This window comes from Nonomuraea sp. NPDC050556, assembly GCF_044457355.1.
Classification (GTDB): domain Bacteria; phylum Actinomycetota; class Actinomycetes; order Streptosporangiales; family Streptosporangiaceae; genus Nonomuraea.
The window spans coordinates 686,505-702,323 of the sequence record NZ_JBITGU010000003.1 but is presented as its reverse complement, the minus strand read 5'-3'; the positions used below and the strand labels follow the sequence as shown (position 1 = coordinate 702,323).

At 68.7% G+C, this 15,819-nt stretch carries 18 protein-coding genes; 11 read left to right on the top strand and 7 right to left on the bottom strand.

The genetic code is table 11. From position 1 onward, the window contains the following. Positions 1-240 precede the first annotated feature (240 nt). From ACIBG8_RS32385 to ACIBG8_RS32375, 3 genes are all read left to right on the top strand, one after another. Positions 241-747, top strand: a complete 507-nt coding sequence (locus ACIBG8_RS32385) for a sigma-70 family RNA polymerase sigma factor (protein WP_397346837.1) — start codon at positions 241-243, stop codon at positions 745-747. Next, positions 744-1,469, top strand: a complete 726-nt coding sequence (locus tag ACIBG8_RS32380) for an anti-sigma factor family protein (protein ID WP_397346836.1) — start codon at positions 744-746, stop codon at positions 1,467-1,469. Before ACIBG8_RS32385 ends, ACIBG8_RS32380 begins: the two co-directional genes overlap by 4 nt. Positions 1,470-1,622: 153 nt before the next feature. Next, positions 1,623-2,888, top strand: coding sequence for a CHRD domain-containing protein (locus ACIBG8_RS32375; RefSeq protein WP_397346835.1), 1,266 nt, complete (start codon positions 1,623-1,625; stop codon positions 2,886-2,888). 217 nt (positions 2,889-3,105) lie between these two features. On the opposite strand, the gene glyA is transcribed toward ACIBG8_RS32375, so the two are convergent. The 4 genes from glyA to ACIBG8_RS32355 all read right to left on the bottom strand — a co-directional run bounded on the left by glyA (position 3,106) and on the right by ACIBG8_RS32355 (position 7,133). Next, on the bottom strand, positions 3,106-4,359 hold the full coding sequence (gene glyA / locus ACIBG8_RS32370; RefSeq protein WP_397346833.1) for a serine hydroxymethyltransferase: 1,254 nt from the start codon (positions 4,357-4,359) through the stop codon (positions 3,106-3,108). A 200-nt stretch (positions 4,360-4,559) separates the two neighbouring features. Then, positions 4,560-5,528 carry a YihY/virulence factor BrkB family protein gene (locus tag ACIBG8_RS32365; RefSeq protein WP_397346832.1) on the bottom strand — a complete coding sequence of 323 codons (969 nt, stop codon included), beginning with the start codon at positions 5,526-5,528 and terminating at the stop codon, positions 4,560-4,562. Between the two features lie 409 nt (positions 5,529-5,937). After that, positions 5,938-6,312, bottom strand: coding sequence for a YccF domain-containing protein (locus ACIBG8_RS32360; RefSeq protein ID WP_397346831.1), 375 nt, complete (start codon positions 6,310-6,312; stop codon positions 5,938-5,940). A gap of 32 nt (positions 6,313-6,344) precedes the next feature. Continuing rightward, positions 6,345-7,133: a TIGR03084 family metal-binding protein gene (locus tag ACIBG8_RS32355; RefSeq protein ID WP_397346830.1), complete on the bottom strand. Its 789-nt coding sequence runs from the start codon at positions 7,131-7,133 to the stop codon at positions 6,345-6,347. 196 nt (positions 7,134-7,329) lie between these two features. Between ACIBG8_RS32355 and ACIBG8_RS32350 the strand changes: the two genes are divergently transcribed. Continuing rightward, positions 7,330-8,235 (top strand): hypothetical protein, encoded by a 906-nt coding sequence (locus tag ACIBG8_RS32350; RefSeq protein ID WP_397346829.1) that lies wholly within the window; start codon positions 7,330-7,332, stop codon positions 8,233-8,235. A gap of 4 nt (positions 8,236-8,239) precedes the next feature. On the opposite strand, the gene ACIBG8_RS32345 is transcribed toward ACIBG8_RS32350, so the two are convergent. Then, on the bottom strand, positions 8,240-8,722 hold the full coding sequence (locus ACIBG8_RS32345) for a carboxymuconolactone decarboxylase family protein (RefSeq protein WP_397346828.1): 483 nt from the start codon (positions 8,720-8,722) through the stop codon (positions 8,240-8,242). A gap of 131 nt (positions 8,723-8,853) precedes the next feature. Here ACIBG8_RS32345 and sigJ point away from each other — a divergent pair, with 131 nt between their 5' ends. The 7 genes from sigJ to ACIBG8_RS32310 all read left to right on the top strand — a co-directional run bounded on the left by sigJ (position 8,854) and on the right by ACIBG8_RS32310 (position 14,334). After that, positions 8,854-9,741, top strand: coding sequence for an RNA polymerase sigma factor SigJ (gene sigJ, locus ACIBG8_RS32340; protein WP_397346827.1), 888 nt, complete (start codon positions 8,854-8,856; stop codon positions 9,739-9,741). Positions 9,742-9,976: 235 nt separating this feature from the next. Next, the gene (locus tag ACIBG8_RS32335) at positions 9,977-10,060 is read left to right on the top strand and encodes a putative leader peptide (RefSeq protein WP_311132608.1); all 84 of its coding nucleotides are present in this window, start codon (positions 9,977-9,979) and stop codon (positions 10,058-10,060) included. Positions 10,061-10,171: 111 nt separating this feature from the next. Then, positions 10,172-11,830 (top strand): nitrite/sulfite reductase, encoded by a 1,659-nt coding sequence (locus tag ACIBG8_RS32330; RefSeq protein WP_397346826.1) that lies wholly within the window; start codon positions 10,172-10,174, stop codon positions 11,828-11,830. Then, on the top strand, positions 11,827-11,970 hold the full coding sequence (locus ACIBG8_RS32325) for an Insertion element protein (RefSeq protein ID WP_397346825.1): 144 nt from the start codon (positions 11,827-11,829) through the stop codon (positions 11,968-11,970). Before ACIBG8_RS32330 ends, ACIBG8_RS32325 begins: the two co-directional genes overlap by 4 nt. A 64-nt stretch (positions 11,971-12,034) precedes the next feature. After that, positions 12,035-12,766 carry a phosphoadenylyl-sulfate reductase gene (locus ACIBG8_RS32320; RefSeq protein WP_397346824.1) on the top strand — a complete coding sequence of 244 codons (732 nt, stop codon included), beginning with the start codon at positions 12,035-12,037 and terminating at the stop codon, positions 12,764-12,766. Further along, positions 12,748-13,500, top strand: a complete 753-nt coding sequence (locus ACIBG8_RS32315; RefSeq protein WP_397346823.1) for a sirohydrochlorin chelatase — start codon at positions 12,748-12,750, stop codon at positions 13,498-13,500. Before ACIBG8_RS32320 ends, ACIBG8_RS32315 begins: the two co-directional genes overlap by 19 nt. 9 nt (positions 13,501-13,509) lie before the next feature. Then, positions 13,510-14,334: a phosphotransferase family protein gene (locus tag ACIBG8_RS32310; protein WP_397346822.1), complete on the top strand. Its 825-nt coding sequence runs from the start codon at positions 13,510-13,512 to the stop codon at positions 14,332-14,334. Here ACIBG8_RS32310 and ACIBG8_RS32305 read toward each other — a convergent pair. Together ACIBG8_RS32305 and ACIBG8_RS32300 are read right to left on the bottom strand one after the other, a co-directional pair. After that, positions 14,316-15,002 (bottom strand): hypothetical protein, encoded by a 687-nt coding sequence (locus ACIBG8_RS32305; protein ID WP_397346821.1) that lies wholly within the window; start codon positions 15,000-15,002, stop codon positions 14,316-14,318. The genes ACIBG8_RS32310 and ACIBG8_RS32305 overlap by 19 nt on opposite strands. Further along, entirely contained in the window at positions 15,003-15,503 is a 501-nt protein-coding gene (locus ACIBG8_RS32300) for a SigE family RNA polymerase sigma factor (RefSeq protein WP_397346820.1), read from the bottom strand. It lies immediately after the preceding gene. Between the last annotated feature and the right edge of the window lie 316 nt (positions 15,504-15,819).

The following is a 15,819-nucleotide window of genomic DNA, read 5'->3' as shown; positions in this document are numbered from 1 at the left end:
GGTCACCCGGAGGTTGATGGACGGCAGGCTCACCGGAAAGGCCCTCATGTCCCTCACCTCCCTCTCAGTCGTCGTGACGGGCAGAGTCTACGCACCTGGCAGGAGGAGGCGCAAACAGGTTTTTCCCGAGCCGTTGAACCAGGGCGTACGGCCGGGCCGTACTTCCTGCCGACACGGGAACTCCAACGGGAAGGCATGATGATGCGACTGAGCACCCTCTCTCCTCCCGGAGCCGTTCCCATGGATGACGAACTCGTCGTCTCCGAGCTGTACCGCACCTATCACGGGCCGCTGCTGTCGTTCGTCGTGCGCCTCACCGCCGGTGACCGGCAGTGGGCCGAGGACGTGGTGCAGGAGACGATGATCAGAGCCTGGCGAGCCTCGGGGCAGCTGGACGCCGATACGCCCTCCCTCATGCCCTGGCTGGCGACCGTCGCCCGACGTATCGTGATCGACGACCGGCGGCGTAAGGAGTCGAGGCCGCAGGAGGCGGGCGACGGACCCCTGGAGAACCTGACCGTCCCCGACGAGATGGAGGGGCTGCTGCGCCAGGTGGTTGTGGAAGAAGCACTCAAATCGCTGTCTCCGGCCCATCGCGAGATCCTCAACGAGACGATCCTGCGCGACAGGTCGGTCAACGACGCGGCGGAGAAGCTCGGCATACCCGTGGGCACGGTCAAGTCCCGGGTCTACTACGCGGTACGCGCGCTGCGCGTGGCACTGGAGGAGAGAGGGGTGACGGCGTGAACTCGCGGATCGAACACACCGACGTGGGCGCCTACGCCCTCGGCCTGCTCGACGACGAGGACAGGGCGGCCTTCGAGACGCACCTGGCCGGATGCGCTGCCTGTACGGCGGAGCTGGGCGAGCTGTCCGGCATGGCCGGGATGCTCACCGGGATCGAGCCCGTCGAGGTGGCCGACCCACCTCCAATGCGCGAGGACGAGGTCATCGACCTGTTCCGGCGCAAGAAGGCAGCCGACAAGAGGACCCGCCGGGGCACCTTCGTCATCGGGGTTGCCGCCGCCGCCACGCTGCTCACGTTCGGCATCACCATCGGCACGGCGATCGGCAACGGCAACGCGCCCGCCCAGGTCGTCGCGGGCAGCCACGCGGGTCACGACGCGGGGCCGGCCGAGCAGTTCTACGAGGACGGCGCGCCGGTCGCCGGCGTGGGGGTCGAGGGCGTCACCGGCGGGCTGGTCTACGAGTCCAAGGGGTGGGGCACGCACGCGGCGCTCAAGCTGTCGGGGGTGAAGGGGCCGCTGGAGTGCGAGCTGATCGCGGTGTCGAAGTCGGGGCAGCGGCGGGTGATGACCGGCTGGGCCGTTCCGCCCTCCGGGTACGGCGTGCCTGGGCAGCCGGCGCCGCTTTATATGCACGGGGGAAGCCCGCTCAATCCCGACCAGATAGACAAATTCGAAGTGACGACGTCAACAGGTAAGACCCTGCTTACCGTTGACATCTGACTTTCTCCTCGAAGAGCCCTCTCACCTGTGGTGGGAGGGCTTCTTTTTGCCTCCGCCCTTGTGTGGAAATTTACGGATAAATGGGTTGAACCTCATCGGTGCCGGGCTCCGTACTGCCTGCCGTACACACCCGGAAATGAATGAGGTTCCATAATGCGCACCCTTCTCGTCTCAGGACTTCTCAGCCTCTCCGCCCTCGTACCGGCCACGAGCGCCTCGGCCGACGTCGGGCCCGTCTATCTCGCCGCCGGGCTGCGCGGCGCCAACGAAGTGGGCATCAAGGGCGACGGCGACGGCCGCTCGACGGTCGTCCTGAAGATCGACGGCGACCAGGTGACGTTCGCCATCCGCTGGAACAAGGTCGACTCCCCCACTGCCGGGCACATCCACCTGGGCGCCAAGGGCAAGAACGGCGACGTCAAGCTCGACCTGATCAAGCAGGCCCTGCCCGCCGGGGCGCTCGGCGTCACCGGCACCACCAGCGCCGACCCGCAGCTGCTCAAGGACCTGCTCGCCGACCCGGGCGCCTTCTACGCCAACCTGCACACGGCGGGCTTCCCCAAGGGCGCGGTGCGCGGGCAGTTCCACAAGCTCAACCGGGCGGTCGACCTCAACGGCGTCCTGCACGGCAGCAACCAGGCCACGATCTCCTCCCAGGCGGACGGCAGGCAGGAGGTCCAGGCGAACGACGGCAAGAAGCGCGGCGACGCCGACGGCAAGGCCACCTGGTGGCTGCGCCCCAACGGCGCCTCGATCGCCTACACCGCGACCTGGTCGGGCGTCGCCGCCCCCACCAACGGGCACATCCACAAGGGCGTCCAGGGCAAGAACGGCGACGTGGTGGCCGACCTGTTCTTCGAGGCCAAGGGGTTGCAGGCCAACCTGACCGGGATCGCGGGCGAGACGCCGGTGGCCCGCAAGATCGTCAAGCGGATCGCGGCCAACCCCGGCAACTACTACTCCAACCTGCACACCGTGGACTTCAACGGCGGGGCGGTGCGCGGGCAGCAGTCCGGGACGCCGTTCGCCCACCCGCGGGCGCTGACGGCGGACGTGCTCAAGGGGGCGCAGATCTACCAGTGCGTCAACGGGGCTTTCACCCAGTTCGGGGTGGCGGCGAAGCTGCGGCGGGGGATCGACCACTCGTTCGTGACGCCCGCCGCCGGGCCGCCGCAGTGGATCGCTCCCGACGGGAGCGCGGTGCGCGGGAAGCTGGTCACGAAGACGCCGAACGGCGACGGGAACATCCCTGAGCTGGTGCTGGACGCCGTGCAGGCGGGCAAGCCGTCGGGGCTGGTGTCCTTCGCCACGCAGATCCTGCGCCTGAACACCGAGGGCGGCGTCGCCCCCACGGGCTCGTGCAAGGCGGGCGCCAAGGTCCAGGTCCCTTACCGCGCCGACTACCTCTACCTCGGCTGACCCACCCCTCAGGGGAGCGCCTCGGTCCCGCTCCCCTGGGCAGCCCCGCCCCGCCGCACCTCGCGGCGGGGCGTTTTTCGTGCCCTGGGGGTCAGCCGCCGCCGTAGCGGCGGCCGACCCCATAACGTCAGGAGAAGCGTGCCCCTGGAGGCCCCCAGCCACGGTCGGCGGGTGGGCGTCCCCTGGCGGCAGCCGTACCAGAAAGCCTGTAAAGCTTTTAAGAAAGACCCGGGGTCGGGAACTGCGAGGTGAGCTCGGAGACCTCGGCGTGGACGCGGGCGATCGTCGACTCGGCGTCGCCCTTGGCCAGCGCCGTCACGACCTCGTCCATCCACGCGCCGATCTGCCGCATCTCGCCCTCCTTCATGCCCCTGCTCGTGACCGAGGGCGTGCCGATGCGGATGCCCGACGGGTCGAACGGCTTGCGCGTGTCGAACGGCACCGTGTTGTAGTTGGTCTCCAGCCCCGCCCGGTCGAGCGCCTGCGCGGCCGGCTTGCCGCCGATGCCCTTCGGGGTGAGGTCGAGCAGGATCAGGTGGTTGTCCGTACCGCCGGAAACCAGGTCGAAGCCCCTGCTGGACAGCTCCTCGGCCAGCGCCTTGGCGTTGGCCACTACCTGCGCCGCGTACTCGCGGAAGGACGGCTGCGCCGCCTCGTGCAGCGCCACCGCGATCGCGGCGGTGGTGTGGTTGTGCGGGCCGCCCTGCAGACCCGGGAAGACCGCCTTGTTCAGCGCCTTGGCGTGCTCCTCGTCGGTGGCCATCAGCATGGCGCCGCGCGGGCCGCGCAGCGTCTTGTGCGTGGTCGTGGAGATCACGTCGGCGTGACCCACGGGCGACGGGTGCGCGCCACCGGCCACCAGGCCGGCGATGTGCGCGATGTCGGCGGCCAGCACGGCGCCCACCTCGCGGGCGATCGACGCGAAGGCCTCGAAGTCGATGGTGCGCGGGATCGCGGTGCCACCGCAGAAGATCAGCTTGGGCCTGTGCTCCAGGGCGATGGCGCGGACCTCGTCCATGTCGACGCGGCCGGTGTCCTGGCGCACGCCGTACCTGACCGGGTTGAACCACTTGCCGGTGGCGCTCACCGACCAGCCGTGGGTCAGGTGGCCGCCGAACGGCAGGCCCATGCCCATGACGGTGTCGCCGGGGTTGAGGAACGCCATGTAGATGGCCAGGTTGGCGGGCGAGCCCGAGTAGGGCTGCACGTTGGCGTGGTTGACGCCGAAGACGGCCTTGGCGCGCTCCACGGCCACGGTCTCGATCTGGTCGATGACCTGCTGGCCCTCGTAGTAGCGCTTGCCCGCGTAGCCCTCTGAGTACTTGTTGGTGAGAACGGTGCCGGTGGCCTCGAGGACCGCCTTGGACACGTAGTTCTCGGACGCGATCAGCTTGACGGTGTCGGCCTGCCGCCGCTCCTCCGCCTGGATGAGCTCGGCGATCTGCGGGTCGACGCTCGCGAGAGAAGACATGGCACTCCTGTCATCTTTGACATTCTGCGAAGACCCAGGCGCACGGCCTCCGCCCCTTCCGCTCCCTGGTGGTAAAGCCCACCTGATGCGCCAGTCGCGACGCCCTAGACGATAGCGGAAGCCGCTCACTCCGTTGTGATGAGCACGTTCTTGACGACGCACAGGAGGAGGAAGTCAAGCACAGGTCCTCGGCCGACAGATCAGGTGGTGACCGTACGGCTTGCGCGGGTTGTGCCGTCCACCGGCCACAGACGGTCCACCTCGGCGTTCAGGATGGCCCCGATGAGGACGGCGAGCGCGGTGATGTAGAGCCACAGGAGGACGGCGATCGGGGCGGCCAGCGAGCCGTAGATGGACACCGGGGAGATCCAGGCGGCCAGTACGGCACGCAGCGCGGCGGCGCAGATGATCCACAGGAAGAGCGCCAGGATCGCGCCGGGCAGCTCGCGGTACCACTTCGTCCGCACCGGGACGCTCACGTGGTAGAGCACCGTCAGGAACAGGACGGAGCCGATGATGACGACCGGCCAGTAGAGCACGTCGATCAGCACGCCGTACTGCGGTGGCAGGGCGTCCTTCAGGAGTGTCGGGCCGATGACCAGGACCGGCATGACGATGATGCCGATGATCAGCCCGACGACGTAGAGGCCGAAGGACATGAGCCTGGTCCTGATGATGCCGCGCTCCTCGCCCAGGCCGTACGACACCGAGATGAGGTCGACGTAGACGTACAGCGCACGGGAACCCGACCACAGGGACAGCAGGAAGCCCAGGGAGATGAGCGAGACCTTGCTGGCGTCGTCGCGCAGGACGTCGTTGATGAGCGGGGTGACGACGCCGTTGACCGCCGAGTCGGTGAACAGCAGGCCGGCCTGGTGGATCACCCACCGCTTGACCTCGTCGACCCTGTCCGTGCCCATCCACGTGCCGAGCTTGGCCAGGGCGCCGATGAGGCCGAGGACGAACGGCGGGAGGGACAGGAGGGCGAAGAAGGCGGCCTCTCCGGCGAGACCGGTGACGCGGTAGGTGACGCCCGCGTTCGTGGTGGCGCGCACGATGGCCCAGGAACGGGTGTCCAGGAGCCAGGTGAGCCTGGCCCTGGCATCGCGCATCAGCAGCCGTGACCTTTTGGTCTTCGGCCGCCGAGCGGGCGCTTCGGTGGACGTCATGGCAACCAACGGTATTGGGAGCGGGTCTTCGGGACAGCTTATGACTCGGACAATGCCACGACGTGTCGGCTACCCGAAAGACCGCTCAAGGCACACTTTTCCCGAAAGCCACCATTTCTCTCCTGACTTTCGGACAGATCCCCCTTGACCAACCCCCACCCCAAGAGTCCTTTTGAAGCCGCAACCCCAAGCGCAGGGTCTCGGGAGCAGGGTCTCGGGAGCGTGGGCCTCGCGTGCCGGGAGCGGGGTCTCGGGAGCGTGGGAGAGGCGCTAGGCAGGGGGCAGACCGCCCATCCATCCCGCCCCTCACCCACGGCCGCGTGGCGGGGGGCGGTGGCTCGGCGTCCCTTTGCCCAGCCCCCGCCGATGGCCACCCCTTCGGGGAGCTCAGCCGTCCCCCACTCGCCTGTTAGTCGTTGTCGACGATGCGGGCGCCCAGCGGGAGCAGTGACACCGGGATCATCTTGAGGTTCGCGATCCCCAACGGAATCCCGATGATCGAGATGAACAGCGGGATCGACGTGATCACATGCCCGATCGCCAGCCACACCCCCGCCACCACGAACCAGATGATGTTCCCGATCGTCGACATGATCCCCGCGTCGGGGTCCCGCACGACCGTCCGCCCGAACGGCCACAGCGCATAAGCCGCGATCCGGAAAGAAGCGATACCGAACGGAATCGTGATGATCAGAATGCAACAGATGACGCCGGCGAGCGCGTATCCCATCGCCAGCCAGATCCCGGCGAAGATCAACCAGATGACGTTAAGGATTGTCCGCATACATCCAGCATGTCAGGCATCGTCAGCCAATATCATCCGGCATCCCCCTGACTTCCCCCTGGCTGCCGCCCCTTACCCGGCCCACCCGCGAAACACTGCGCGATCCCCATCCACGCCGCAGCCGTCTCCCCGGAGACTTCCAGCGCCGTGTCGTCCCGGTGGATCCGCTGCGTCACCAGCAGGCAGAAGTCCAGCATCGGCCCCCTGACCGTGTCCGCAGCATCCTCCGGCCCGGCAGCCCACGGCGTACCGTCCGGCATGACGAGCTCCACCCGAACCGGTTCCACCGGAACAGGCAGCCCACGTACGGCGAAGCCGTACGGCAAAGCTCTGACCCCGATCGTCGCCACATGCCTGAGCCGTGCCGTAGGCGTCCTGCGCACACCGAGCGCATCCGCGATGTCCTGCCCGTGCGCCCAGGTCTCCATGAGCCGCGCCGTAATGAACGAAGCAGCCGACATGTCCGGCCCGTACCAGGGCACCCGATCCTTGACCCCCAGCGTCGCGAAGGTCTCCAGCATGGTCCCCCGAGCCGTCCTGAACCACTCGCGCACCCCTTGCACCGGCAACGCCCTGGCCTCGTCCGCCTGAAGGTCGACGAAGTCCGGCGTCAGCCCCGCCAACGCCCCCCGGAACCCGACCGGATCCGCCACAGCCCGAGTGGCCGCTTCGTCGAAGAACGCCAGATGCCCGATCTGATCCCGAACCATCCACCCCTCAGCCGGAGTGGCCCGCTCCCAGTCGCGCGGCCCGATGGGAAGGCTTTCCAGGTCAGCGGTCTCGGCGCGCAGGTCGGTCAGTAGCTCGTCGATGAGACTCATGGACATACTTGACAGGTGATCTGCGAAGAGTGCAAGAAGAGACAGCACGAGGACTGCAGAGGCGGCTCCTGGTGCGACTGCCAGCACCAGACGGAGGAAACCCCGCAGGAGTCCCCCCTCGACTGGCCCCGCCAGGGCTGAGGACCGCTGGGGCTATGGTGCGCTCTACCTGATTTGCGAGAGATCACGGGAGCGCATGGTGATCCACGGGAGAGAGCCCGACTGGTCGTATGTGGCCAGGTCCGTCGTCAAGGTCCTGACCGTCACCGCGGCGCTGCTGCTGACCCTCACCGTCGGCGAGCGCGCGCTGGAGGTGTTCGTCGACGTGGGCGACAGGACGGCTCAGGTGTACGGCACGGCCGCCCGTATCGCGAACCCCGACAAGCGCCTGTCGCACGGATACACCCACTCGGGAAGGCTCCCGGTGACGACCTTCACGATGCGGGGCGAGCCGCGGCGGGCCGGTCCCAGTGACGGCACGACCGAGTACAAGATCGTGGAAGGCCTGTTCGGCACCGTCCAGGCCCCGTTGCTCGACGGCCCGTCCGGCAGCCTGGCCGACGCGATCGACTCCGTGGAGGCGAAACCCGGCGACGGCCGGGCCAGAGCGACCCTCGACGGGCTTCCGCCGACACTCGTCGGCGTCGGAGTCGTGGAGTTCGCCCACAAAATGACCACCGAGCAGCTCGTCGCCTTCGGCCGCCGCCACAAGATCTGCGGGGGCGACGATGTCGCCTACATCTACGAACCGTCCTTCTACGACGATTCCAGCGACCCGTCCTCACTGAACGCGATCGTCTGGAACCGCGACATGACCCGGGAAGACGACTGGGCGGAGTTCGCCTACCAGTGCGAGACCGAGCCCGAGCGGGCGCTGGCCGAGTTCCGCCGATGGGTCGGGCTGCTCGACGAGAACGACGACCTGGAGGAGTTCGAGCTGGCGTACGGCTCGCTCAAGGGCGCAGCCGACGAGGGCGTCACGTACGGGCTCGTCTTCGACCGCTGGAAACTCGCCGACCTGCGCAAGCTGCTCGACGACCCGGACGTCGGGACCATCCACCTCGCCGACGTCGCTTTCGACCTCGACACTTGGACCGGCTGAGGTGTCACCGCTTGGTGTAGTTCTTGCCCGGGGGGCGGCCCGGGATGGGCTTGCCGATCAGGGCCACCGGGATGAACAGGCACAGGTGGCCGATCGCCACGGTCAGGGTCCAGAGCTCCTTGTCGTCGTAATGCGCCGAGGCCCTGGCGAAGAGCTCGTCCGAGACGCGCTCGCCGTACGGGTTCGCCGTAAGGACGGCCTCCACCAGCTCCAGCGCCAGCCGTTCCCCGTCGGTGAAATACGGCGCGTCCTGCCAGGTCGCCACCGCGGTGATCCGTTCCTCGGACTCCCCCGCCTTCCGCAGAGCGTCGGTCAGCCGGATGGTGTGGTACGTGCTGCCGACGATCTGCCCGGCGCGCAACTGCACCAGGCTGATCGTGGTCGGCGGGACGGTTCCGCTCCTGGTGGCCTTGTGCACGGCCCCCGACAGCGCCGCCAGCTCGGGGAACTGCTCGGTGAGGTCCGGCAGTCGCGACTCGATCGTCATGATGGCGTCCTTTCTCGTGGGTGTCTCACCAGTCCGACGACGCGACGCGGAGGAATGTCAGGCCTCACAGTTCGGCGGGCTCTCTCGTCGGACAGATGAGGGCGCAGACGACCGAGGGAGACGCCGCGATCATGACCGACCGATCCGAGCCCAGCCTGAGCGCGATCATGAGCGAGCGGCGCCAGCTGATCAACCTCGCCTACCGGCTCCTGGGCTCCCTCGCCGACACCGAGGACGTCGTCCAGGAGACCTACGCCCGCTGGTACGGCATGCCAAGGGAGCAGCGGGAAGCCATCGAGTCGCCGGGCGCCTGGCTGACGAAGGTCGCCAGCCGTATCTGCCTCGACCTGCTCGGCTCCGCCCGGGTGCGGCGCGAGAGCTACGTGGGCGAATGGATCCCCGAGCCTCTGCCCGACCGCACCGCGGCCGACCCCGTCGACCGGGTCACCCTGGACGAATCGGTCACCATGGCGTTCCTCGTCGTGCTCGACGCGATGACCCCGGCAGAGCGGGTCGCGTTCGTGCTGCACGACGTCTTCTGCCACACCTTCGCCGAGGTGTCGGAGATCGTCGGCCGTACCCCTGCCGCCTGCCGTCAACTGGCCTCCTCGGCCCGCCGCCGCATCCGCGCCGCCCAGCCCCTCACGACCCCGGCGGCGCGGCAGTCGGTCGTGTTGCGTGACTTCAAGCAGGCCTGGGAGGCGAAGGACATCGAGTCCCTCATCGCCCTCCTCGACCCGGACGCCACGGCGACGGTGGACGGCGGCGGCCTGGTGAGCGCCGGGCTCCACCCGATCTCGGGCAGCGCGCAGATCGCCCGCTACCTGGTGGGGCTGGCGGGGAAGGCGTCGGAGCTGACGATCGTGGAGCGTACGGTGAACGGCCAGCCTGGGCTGGTGGCGCAGCGGGACGGGGTGGCGGTGACGGTGGCGGCGTTCGAGATGATCGGCGACCGCATCAAACACATCTGGGCAGTACGCAACCCGGAAAAACTCCGCCCCTGGACCACGCAGCCATAGGCATCTCGTCAGCCCGCGAACCCCCGATACCAGCTCCCCGGAGGCACCAGCGCATTCCACTCCCTCTCGAAGGTGCGGTCCGGGGGCTGGGGGGCCGCCCGGCTGGGGGTTTGCGGGGCTTGGCGCCCCAATAAGGCCAGCCCGGAGCGTGGAGCGCGCAGGCCCATGCTGGTCCACAGTCCAGACTGTGGACCTCTTCTTGGACATCCCGGACTGTCGGGGTATCGTTCAAGGCATGCCAGCGGACCCCATGCTCGTAGGTCGACGCCACGTCGATCTTCAGCGTGTCCGCAGTGCCATCTGTTGCGACGCCCGCTAACCCCTTCCCTTTTTGAAGCTGGGCGCGTCGCACCCCACCCCGGTCACCACCCCTGCACTCGATGACGAGGCAGGAGGTCGGCCACGCGCGCCCATAACCTAAGGACGCGCAATGACCACCCCAGCCAGCCGGCATCACAAGCGCCCGCGCGGCGAAGGCCAGTGGGCGCTCGGCTACCACGAGCCCCTCAACAAGAACGAAGAGAACAAGAAGAACGACGACGGCCTGAACGTCCGCCAGCGCATCATCGACGTCTACTCCAAGGCCGGTTTCGACTCGATCGACCCTGCCGACCTGCGCGGGCGCATGCGCTGGTACGGGCTCTACACGCAGCGCAAGCCCGGCATCGACGGCGGCAAGACCGCGATCCTCGAGCCGGAGGAGCTGGACGACCGCTACTTCATGCTGCGGGTCCGCATCGACGGCGGACAGTTGAGCCTCGAGCAGCTGCGGGTGATCGCCGACATCGCCAACGACTACGGCCGGGGCACAGCGGACGTCACGGACCGCCAGAACATCCAGCTGCACTGGATCGAGATCGAGGCCGTCCCCGACATCTGGAAGCGCCTGGAGGCCGTCGGGCTGTCGACGACGGAGGCGTGCGGCGACACCCCGCGGGTGATCCTGGGGTGTCCGCTGGCCGGGATCGAGTCGGAGGAGATCCTGGACGGCACGGCCCAGATCCGCGAGGTGCACGACCGGTTCATCGGCGACCCCGCGTACTCGAACCTGCCGCGCAAGTTCAAGTCGGCGGTGAGCGGCTGCCCGGCGCACTGCACCGTGCACGAGATCAACGACGTGGCGTTCGTGGCGGTCGAGACGCCCGAGGGGGACAAGGGGTTCGACCTGTGGGTCGGCGGCGGGCTGTCGACGAACCCGATGTTCGCCAAGCGGCTTGGGGTTTTTGTCCGTCCTGACCAGGTCGCCGATGTCTACGGCGGCGTTATCGGGATTTTTCGCGATTACGGTTACCGTCGCCTCAGGCACCGGGCCAGGATCAAGTTCCTGGTCAACGACTGGGGTGTGGAGAAGTTCCGCGAGGTGCTCGAGACCGAATACCTCAAGGAGACCCTCCCGGACGGCCCTGCCCCGCACACTCCGCGCGGCAACCGGCGTGACCACGTCGGGGTGTTCCCGCAGAAGGACGGCAACTTCTACGTCGGCTTCGCCCCCAAGGTGGGCCGCCTCAGCGGCGACAAGTTGCACCTGATCGCCGACCTCGCCGAGCGCCACGGCTCCGCCCGCATCAGGACGACCGTCGAGCAGAAGATGGTCATCCTCGACGTCGCCCCCGAGCGCGTGGACGCCCTGGTCGCCGACCTCGAGGCGAACGACCTGCAGGTCAACGCCTCGACGTTCCGCCGCCAGACGATGGCCTGCACCGGCATCGAGTTCTGCAAGCTGGCGATCGTCGAGACCAAGGCGACAGCCGTACAGCTCATCGACAAGCTCGAGGCCAGGCTGCCCGACTTCAAGGACCCGCTGACGATCAACGTCAACGGCTGCCCCAACTCCTGCGCCCGCATCCAGACCGCCGACATCGGGCTCAAGGGCCAGCTGGTCGACGGCAAGGAGGGCTTCCAGATCCACCTGGGCGGCTCGCTCGGCGTCAACCCCGGCTTCGGCCGCAAGGTGCGCGGGCTCAAGACCACCGCCGAGGACCTGCCCGACTACGTGGAGCGGGTGGTGACGCACTTCGAGGCTCAGAAGAAGGACGGCGAGACCTTCGCCGACTGGGTCCAGCGAGCGGACGAGGGTGATCTCAAGTGACCTCTCGCGCGGTTCCTTTCCACTGCCCCTACTGCGGTGACGAGGACCTGGAGCCCTACGAGGGCGACGGCGGCTGGTACTGCCGCGCCTGCGCCCGCGCCTTCAAGCTGAAGTTCCTCGGAATCGGAGTCAAGATATGACCGAACGTAGTGAGGGCATCAATAAGCACAGCAGCTTGCTCGTGAGGCCGACGAAGGAGGCCTCATGAGCACCCTCGTCGACATCGAGCTGGGGTTAAGGCAACAGCGCGGCGCGCTCGACCTGCAGGCCATCGTCGAGTCCGCCGCAGAGTTCCTGGAGGGCGCCCCCGCCAGGGAGATCATCCGCTGGGCCGCCGCCACGTTCGGCGACCGGCTGTGCCTGACCTCGTCCATGAGCGACGCGCTCCTCATCGACCTGGTCAGCCGCGTCAAGCCGGGCGTCGACGTGCTGTTCATCGACACCGGCTACCACTTCGCCGAGACGATCGGCACCCGCGACGCCGTACAGCAGGTCTATGACGTCAACGTGATCAACGTGACCGGGTCGCGGACCGTCGAGGAGCAGGAGCGCGAGCTCGGCCCGCGACTGTTCGGCCGCAACCCCGACCTGTGCTGCTACCTGCGCAAGGTCGAGCCGCTCAACCGGGCGCTTGAACCGTACCTCGCGTGGATCTCCGGGATCCGCCGCGACGAGGCCGCCACCCGCGCGGGCACGAAGGTCGTCGAATGGGACGCCAAGCGGCAGATGGTCAAGGTCAACCCGATCGCCGCGTGGACGCAGGACGACGTCGACAACTACATGTCGGACAACGGCGTGCTGATCAACCCGCTGCACTACGACAACTACCCGTCGATCGGCTGCGCGCCCTGCACGCGGCAGGTGGCCGACGGCGAGGACCCGCGCAGCGGCCGCTGGTCGGGCATGGGGAAGACGGAATGCGGCATTCATCTGTAGGCATCCCGGTGGCAGCCGGGTTCTCCGCGGGTGTGCGGCTTTCACCCGCACCACTCGTCGCGGTGGCGCACGGGTCGCGTGACCCGCGCGCCGCCGCGACGGTGGAGGCCCTGCTGGCGCTGGTACGGCAGGCCCGCCCCGGCCTGGTCGTGCGCTCGGCGTACCTGGACCACGAGGGGCCGCGGCTGCGTCAGGCGCTCGCCGGGCTGGACGAGGCCGTGGTGCTCCCGCTCCTGCTGACCGAGGCCTACCACAGCCGGGTGGATCTTCCAGCGGCGATCGCCGAGGTCAGGGCGGCCACCGGGCAGCCCGTCGTGCACTACGGCTCGACGCTGGGGCCGCATCCGCTGATGTTCGACGTTCTGGAGCGGCGGCTGGCCGAGGCAGGCGTGGTCCGTACGGATGACACCGCGGTCGTGCTGGTTTCCGCCGGTTCAAGCGACCCGAGGGCGAACGCGGTGATTGCCCGGATGGCGGCGGAATGGGGGGCCACGGCGGCCTACGCGTCGGCGGCCGGTCCGACGCCCGCCGAGGCGGTGGCCCGGTTGCGCGCGGAGGGCGCCGCGAGGGTGGCGGTCGCGCCGTACCTCCTGGCACCCGGTTACTTCGCCGACAAGGTGGCCCGCACGAGCGGCGCCGACGTGGTCGCCGACGTCCTCGGCCCGGCGCCCGAGCTGGTCGACGTCCTCTTGGAGCGTTATAACCAGGCGCAGCGGCAGGTGGTAGCCGCGTAAGCTGCCGCGGTGAAGATCGACAGGCTGCGCGGCGGCACCAAGAAGGGCGTCTATCGCCTCCACCTCGACGACGGCTCCTCCGCGATCCTGTACCGGTGGAGCCCCGAGGAGAACTACTGGCCCGAGCAGCAGGAGGGGCAGGACCTGGAGGCGTTCGTCTCCAGGCAGGCGCTGCTGGCGTCGCTCGGCGTGCGGGTGGCCAAGGTGTACTACGTAGATCGGGACGAGAACGCCGTCCTCGCCGAGGACGTGCGGGGCGAGAAGCTGGAGGAGCTGCTCGGCACCGGCGCCGCCGTACCGGCCCTGACCAGGCTGGCCGAGGCGATCGGCAAGATGCACGCCCACCGCGGACCCGTGGAACGCCCCTGCGAGCAGATCGTCCTGGAACGGGCGCTGGCGGACCTCGCCGAGGCCGCCCGCCGGGTGCAGCGCATCGAGTGGGCACATGCCCACCTCGAAGCGCGGCTGCGCGAGCTGTTCGCCGCCGTGACCCCGCGGGACGAGCACGGCTACATCCACGGCGAGCTCGGCCCCGACCACGTGATCGTCAACGACGAGGGCGAACCGGTGCTCATCGACATCGAGGGCGCGCACTTCTTCGACGTGGAGTGGGAGCACGTCTTCCTGGAGATGCGCTTCCACGAGCACTACGACCAGCTCTGCGCGCCGGGGCTCGACCCGGCGCGGCTCGCGTTCTACCGGCTGGCGATGCACCTGTCGCTGGTCGCCGGGCCGTTGCGGCTGCTGGACGGCGACTTCCCCGACCGCGCGTTCATGCTGGGCATCGCCGAGCACCACACGGAGCAGGCGCTTCGCTACGACGGGCACTTCTGAGACAGGATCTGCTGCCCGCTGCCCGGATCGACGATCACGATCGGCTGGTCGCACCTGACCAAACTGTCCTCCATGATGGTCACCGACCACTTCGCCGGGTACGCGGACGCCCACGCGACCAGCTCGTCCGCCTCGGCGCTCGTGAGGGAGTCCGAGCCCGCCGACGTCCGGGGCACGACGGCGACGGTGACCGTACTGCGGCCCGTCCCCTGCGGGCTGGTGATCGCCATGATCCCGGCGGCCTCCGCCACCGGGCCGCACGGGGTGTTGAGCATGAACCGGCCGTTCACCCACGCCATCGCGTAGGAGTCGCGCGGGCAGTCGAGCCTGATGCCGATCCGGCGGCCCCCGGTCACGAAGGTGAAGGTCTCGCGCTTGCCCGCCTCCTGGAAGGACTTGCTGACGAGCACCTTGTCGGAAAGGAAGCCTGGGGGTTCCATGGCGGTGCCGGTCTCCATCGTGTCCGCCGGGGCGACGGGCTGGTGGGGCAGGTTGGCCAGTACGGTCACCGCGGCGCCCGCCACGAGCACCGCGCCCAGCGTCCTGCGCCGCCTGCGCCTGAGTCCGCGCACCCGGGCATCGACATCGGCGACGGTCACGCCCCTGTGGTGGCCGTCCGCGCTGTCCTGCTCGAGGAGGTCTCGTAGGTCGCGTTCCGTGGTGGTCATCTATCCCCCTGCGTGGGTCGCGGCTGTGGCGGCCGGGTCCAGGCGGAGCTTGGCGAGGGCTCTGCTGGCCTGGCTGCGTACGGTGGCCACCGAGCAGCCGAGCACCTCGGCGATGGCCTGGTCGGGGAGGTCCTCGAAGTAGCGGAGCACGATGACGGCGCGTTGCCTGCTCGGGAGGGCTGCCAGGCACGTCCTGAGCGCGTCTCTGGCGCCTATGCGGGAGGTGGGGTCGTCGTCGTGGGGGACGTCGGGGAGGTCCTCGGTGGGGACCTCGGCTCGCCAGCGTCTTCGCCACCAGCTCGCGTGGGTGTTGGTGAGGATGCGGTAGACGTACGGGTCGGGGTTCTCGCCTACTCTGCGCCAGGCGAACCAGGCTTTGGCCAGGGCTGTCTGGACGAGGTCCTCAGCTGTGGGCCAGTCTCGGCACAGGAGGTAGGCGGTTCTGAGCAGGCGGTCGGAGCGCTGCTCCACGTATCGCTCGAAGTCTGCTCTGTCGCGCATCGCTCGCCTTCACTGTCGGCCATCCTCACCGACTATTACGCGCGACCCCCACCCAAACGTTGCACCCCGTTTGCTTTCCCGCGCACGGGACCACCTCACCGGTGAACCACCCGCCCATCACCCTGCGCATCGGACGGCCCAGCTCCGACACGGGGCGCATCGTGCCACCCGACCGCTTCCCACATCAGACCGCACCGCCGCGCGCATCGTGCCGCCTCCCTTCCAAGGGACCTCTCGCTACAAGCGGGAGGCCCACCGCGGTCGGCCAGGGGCAACCTCATGCGATCTACGAGGGTCGAGGGCACTGCGTCACGGG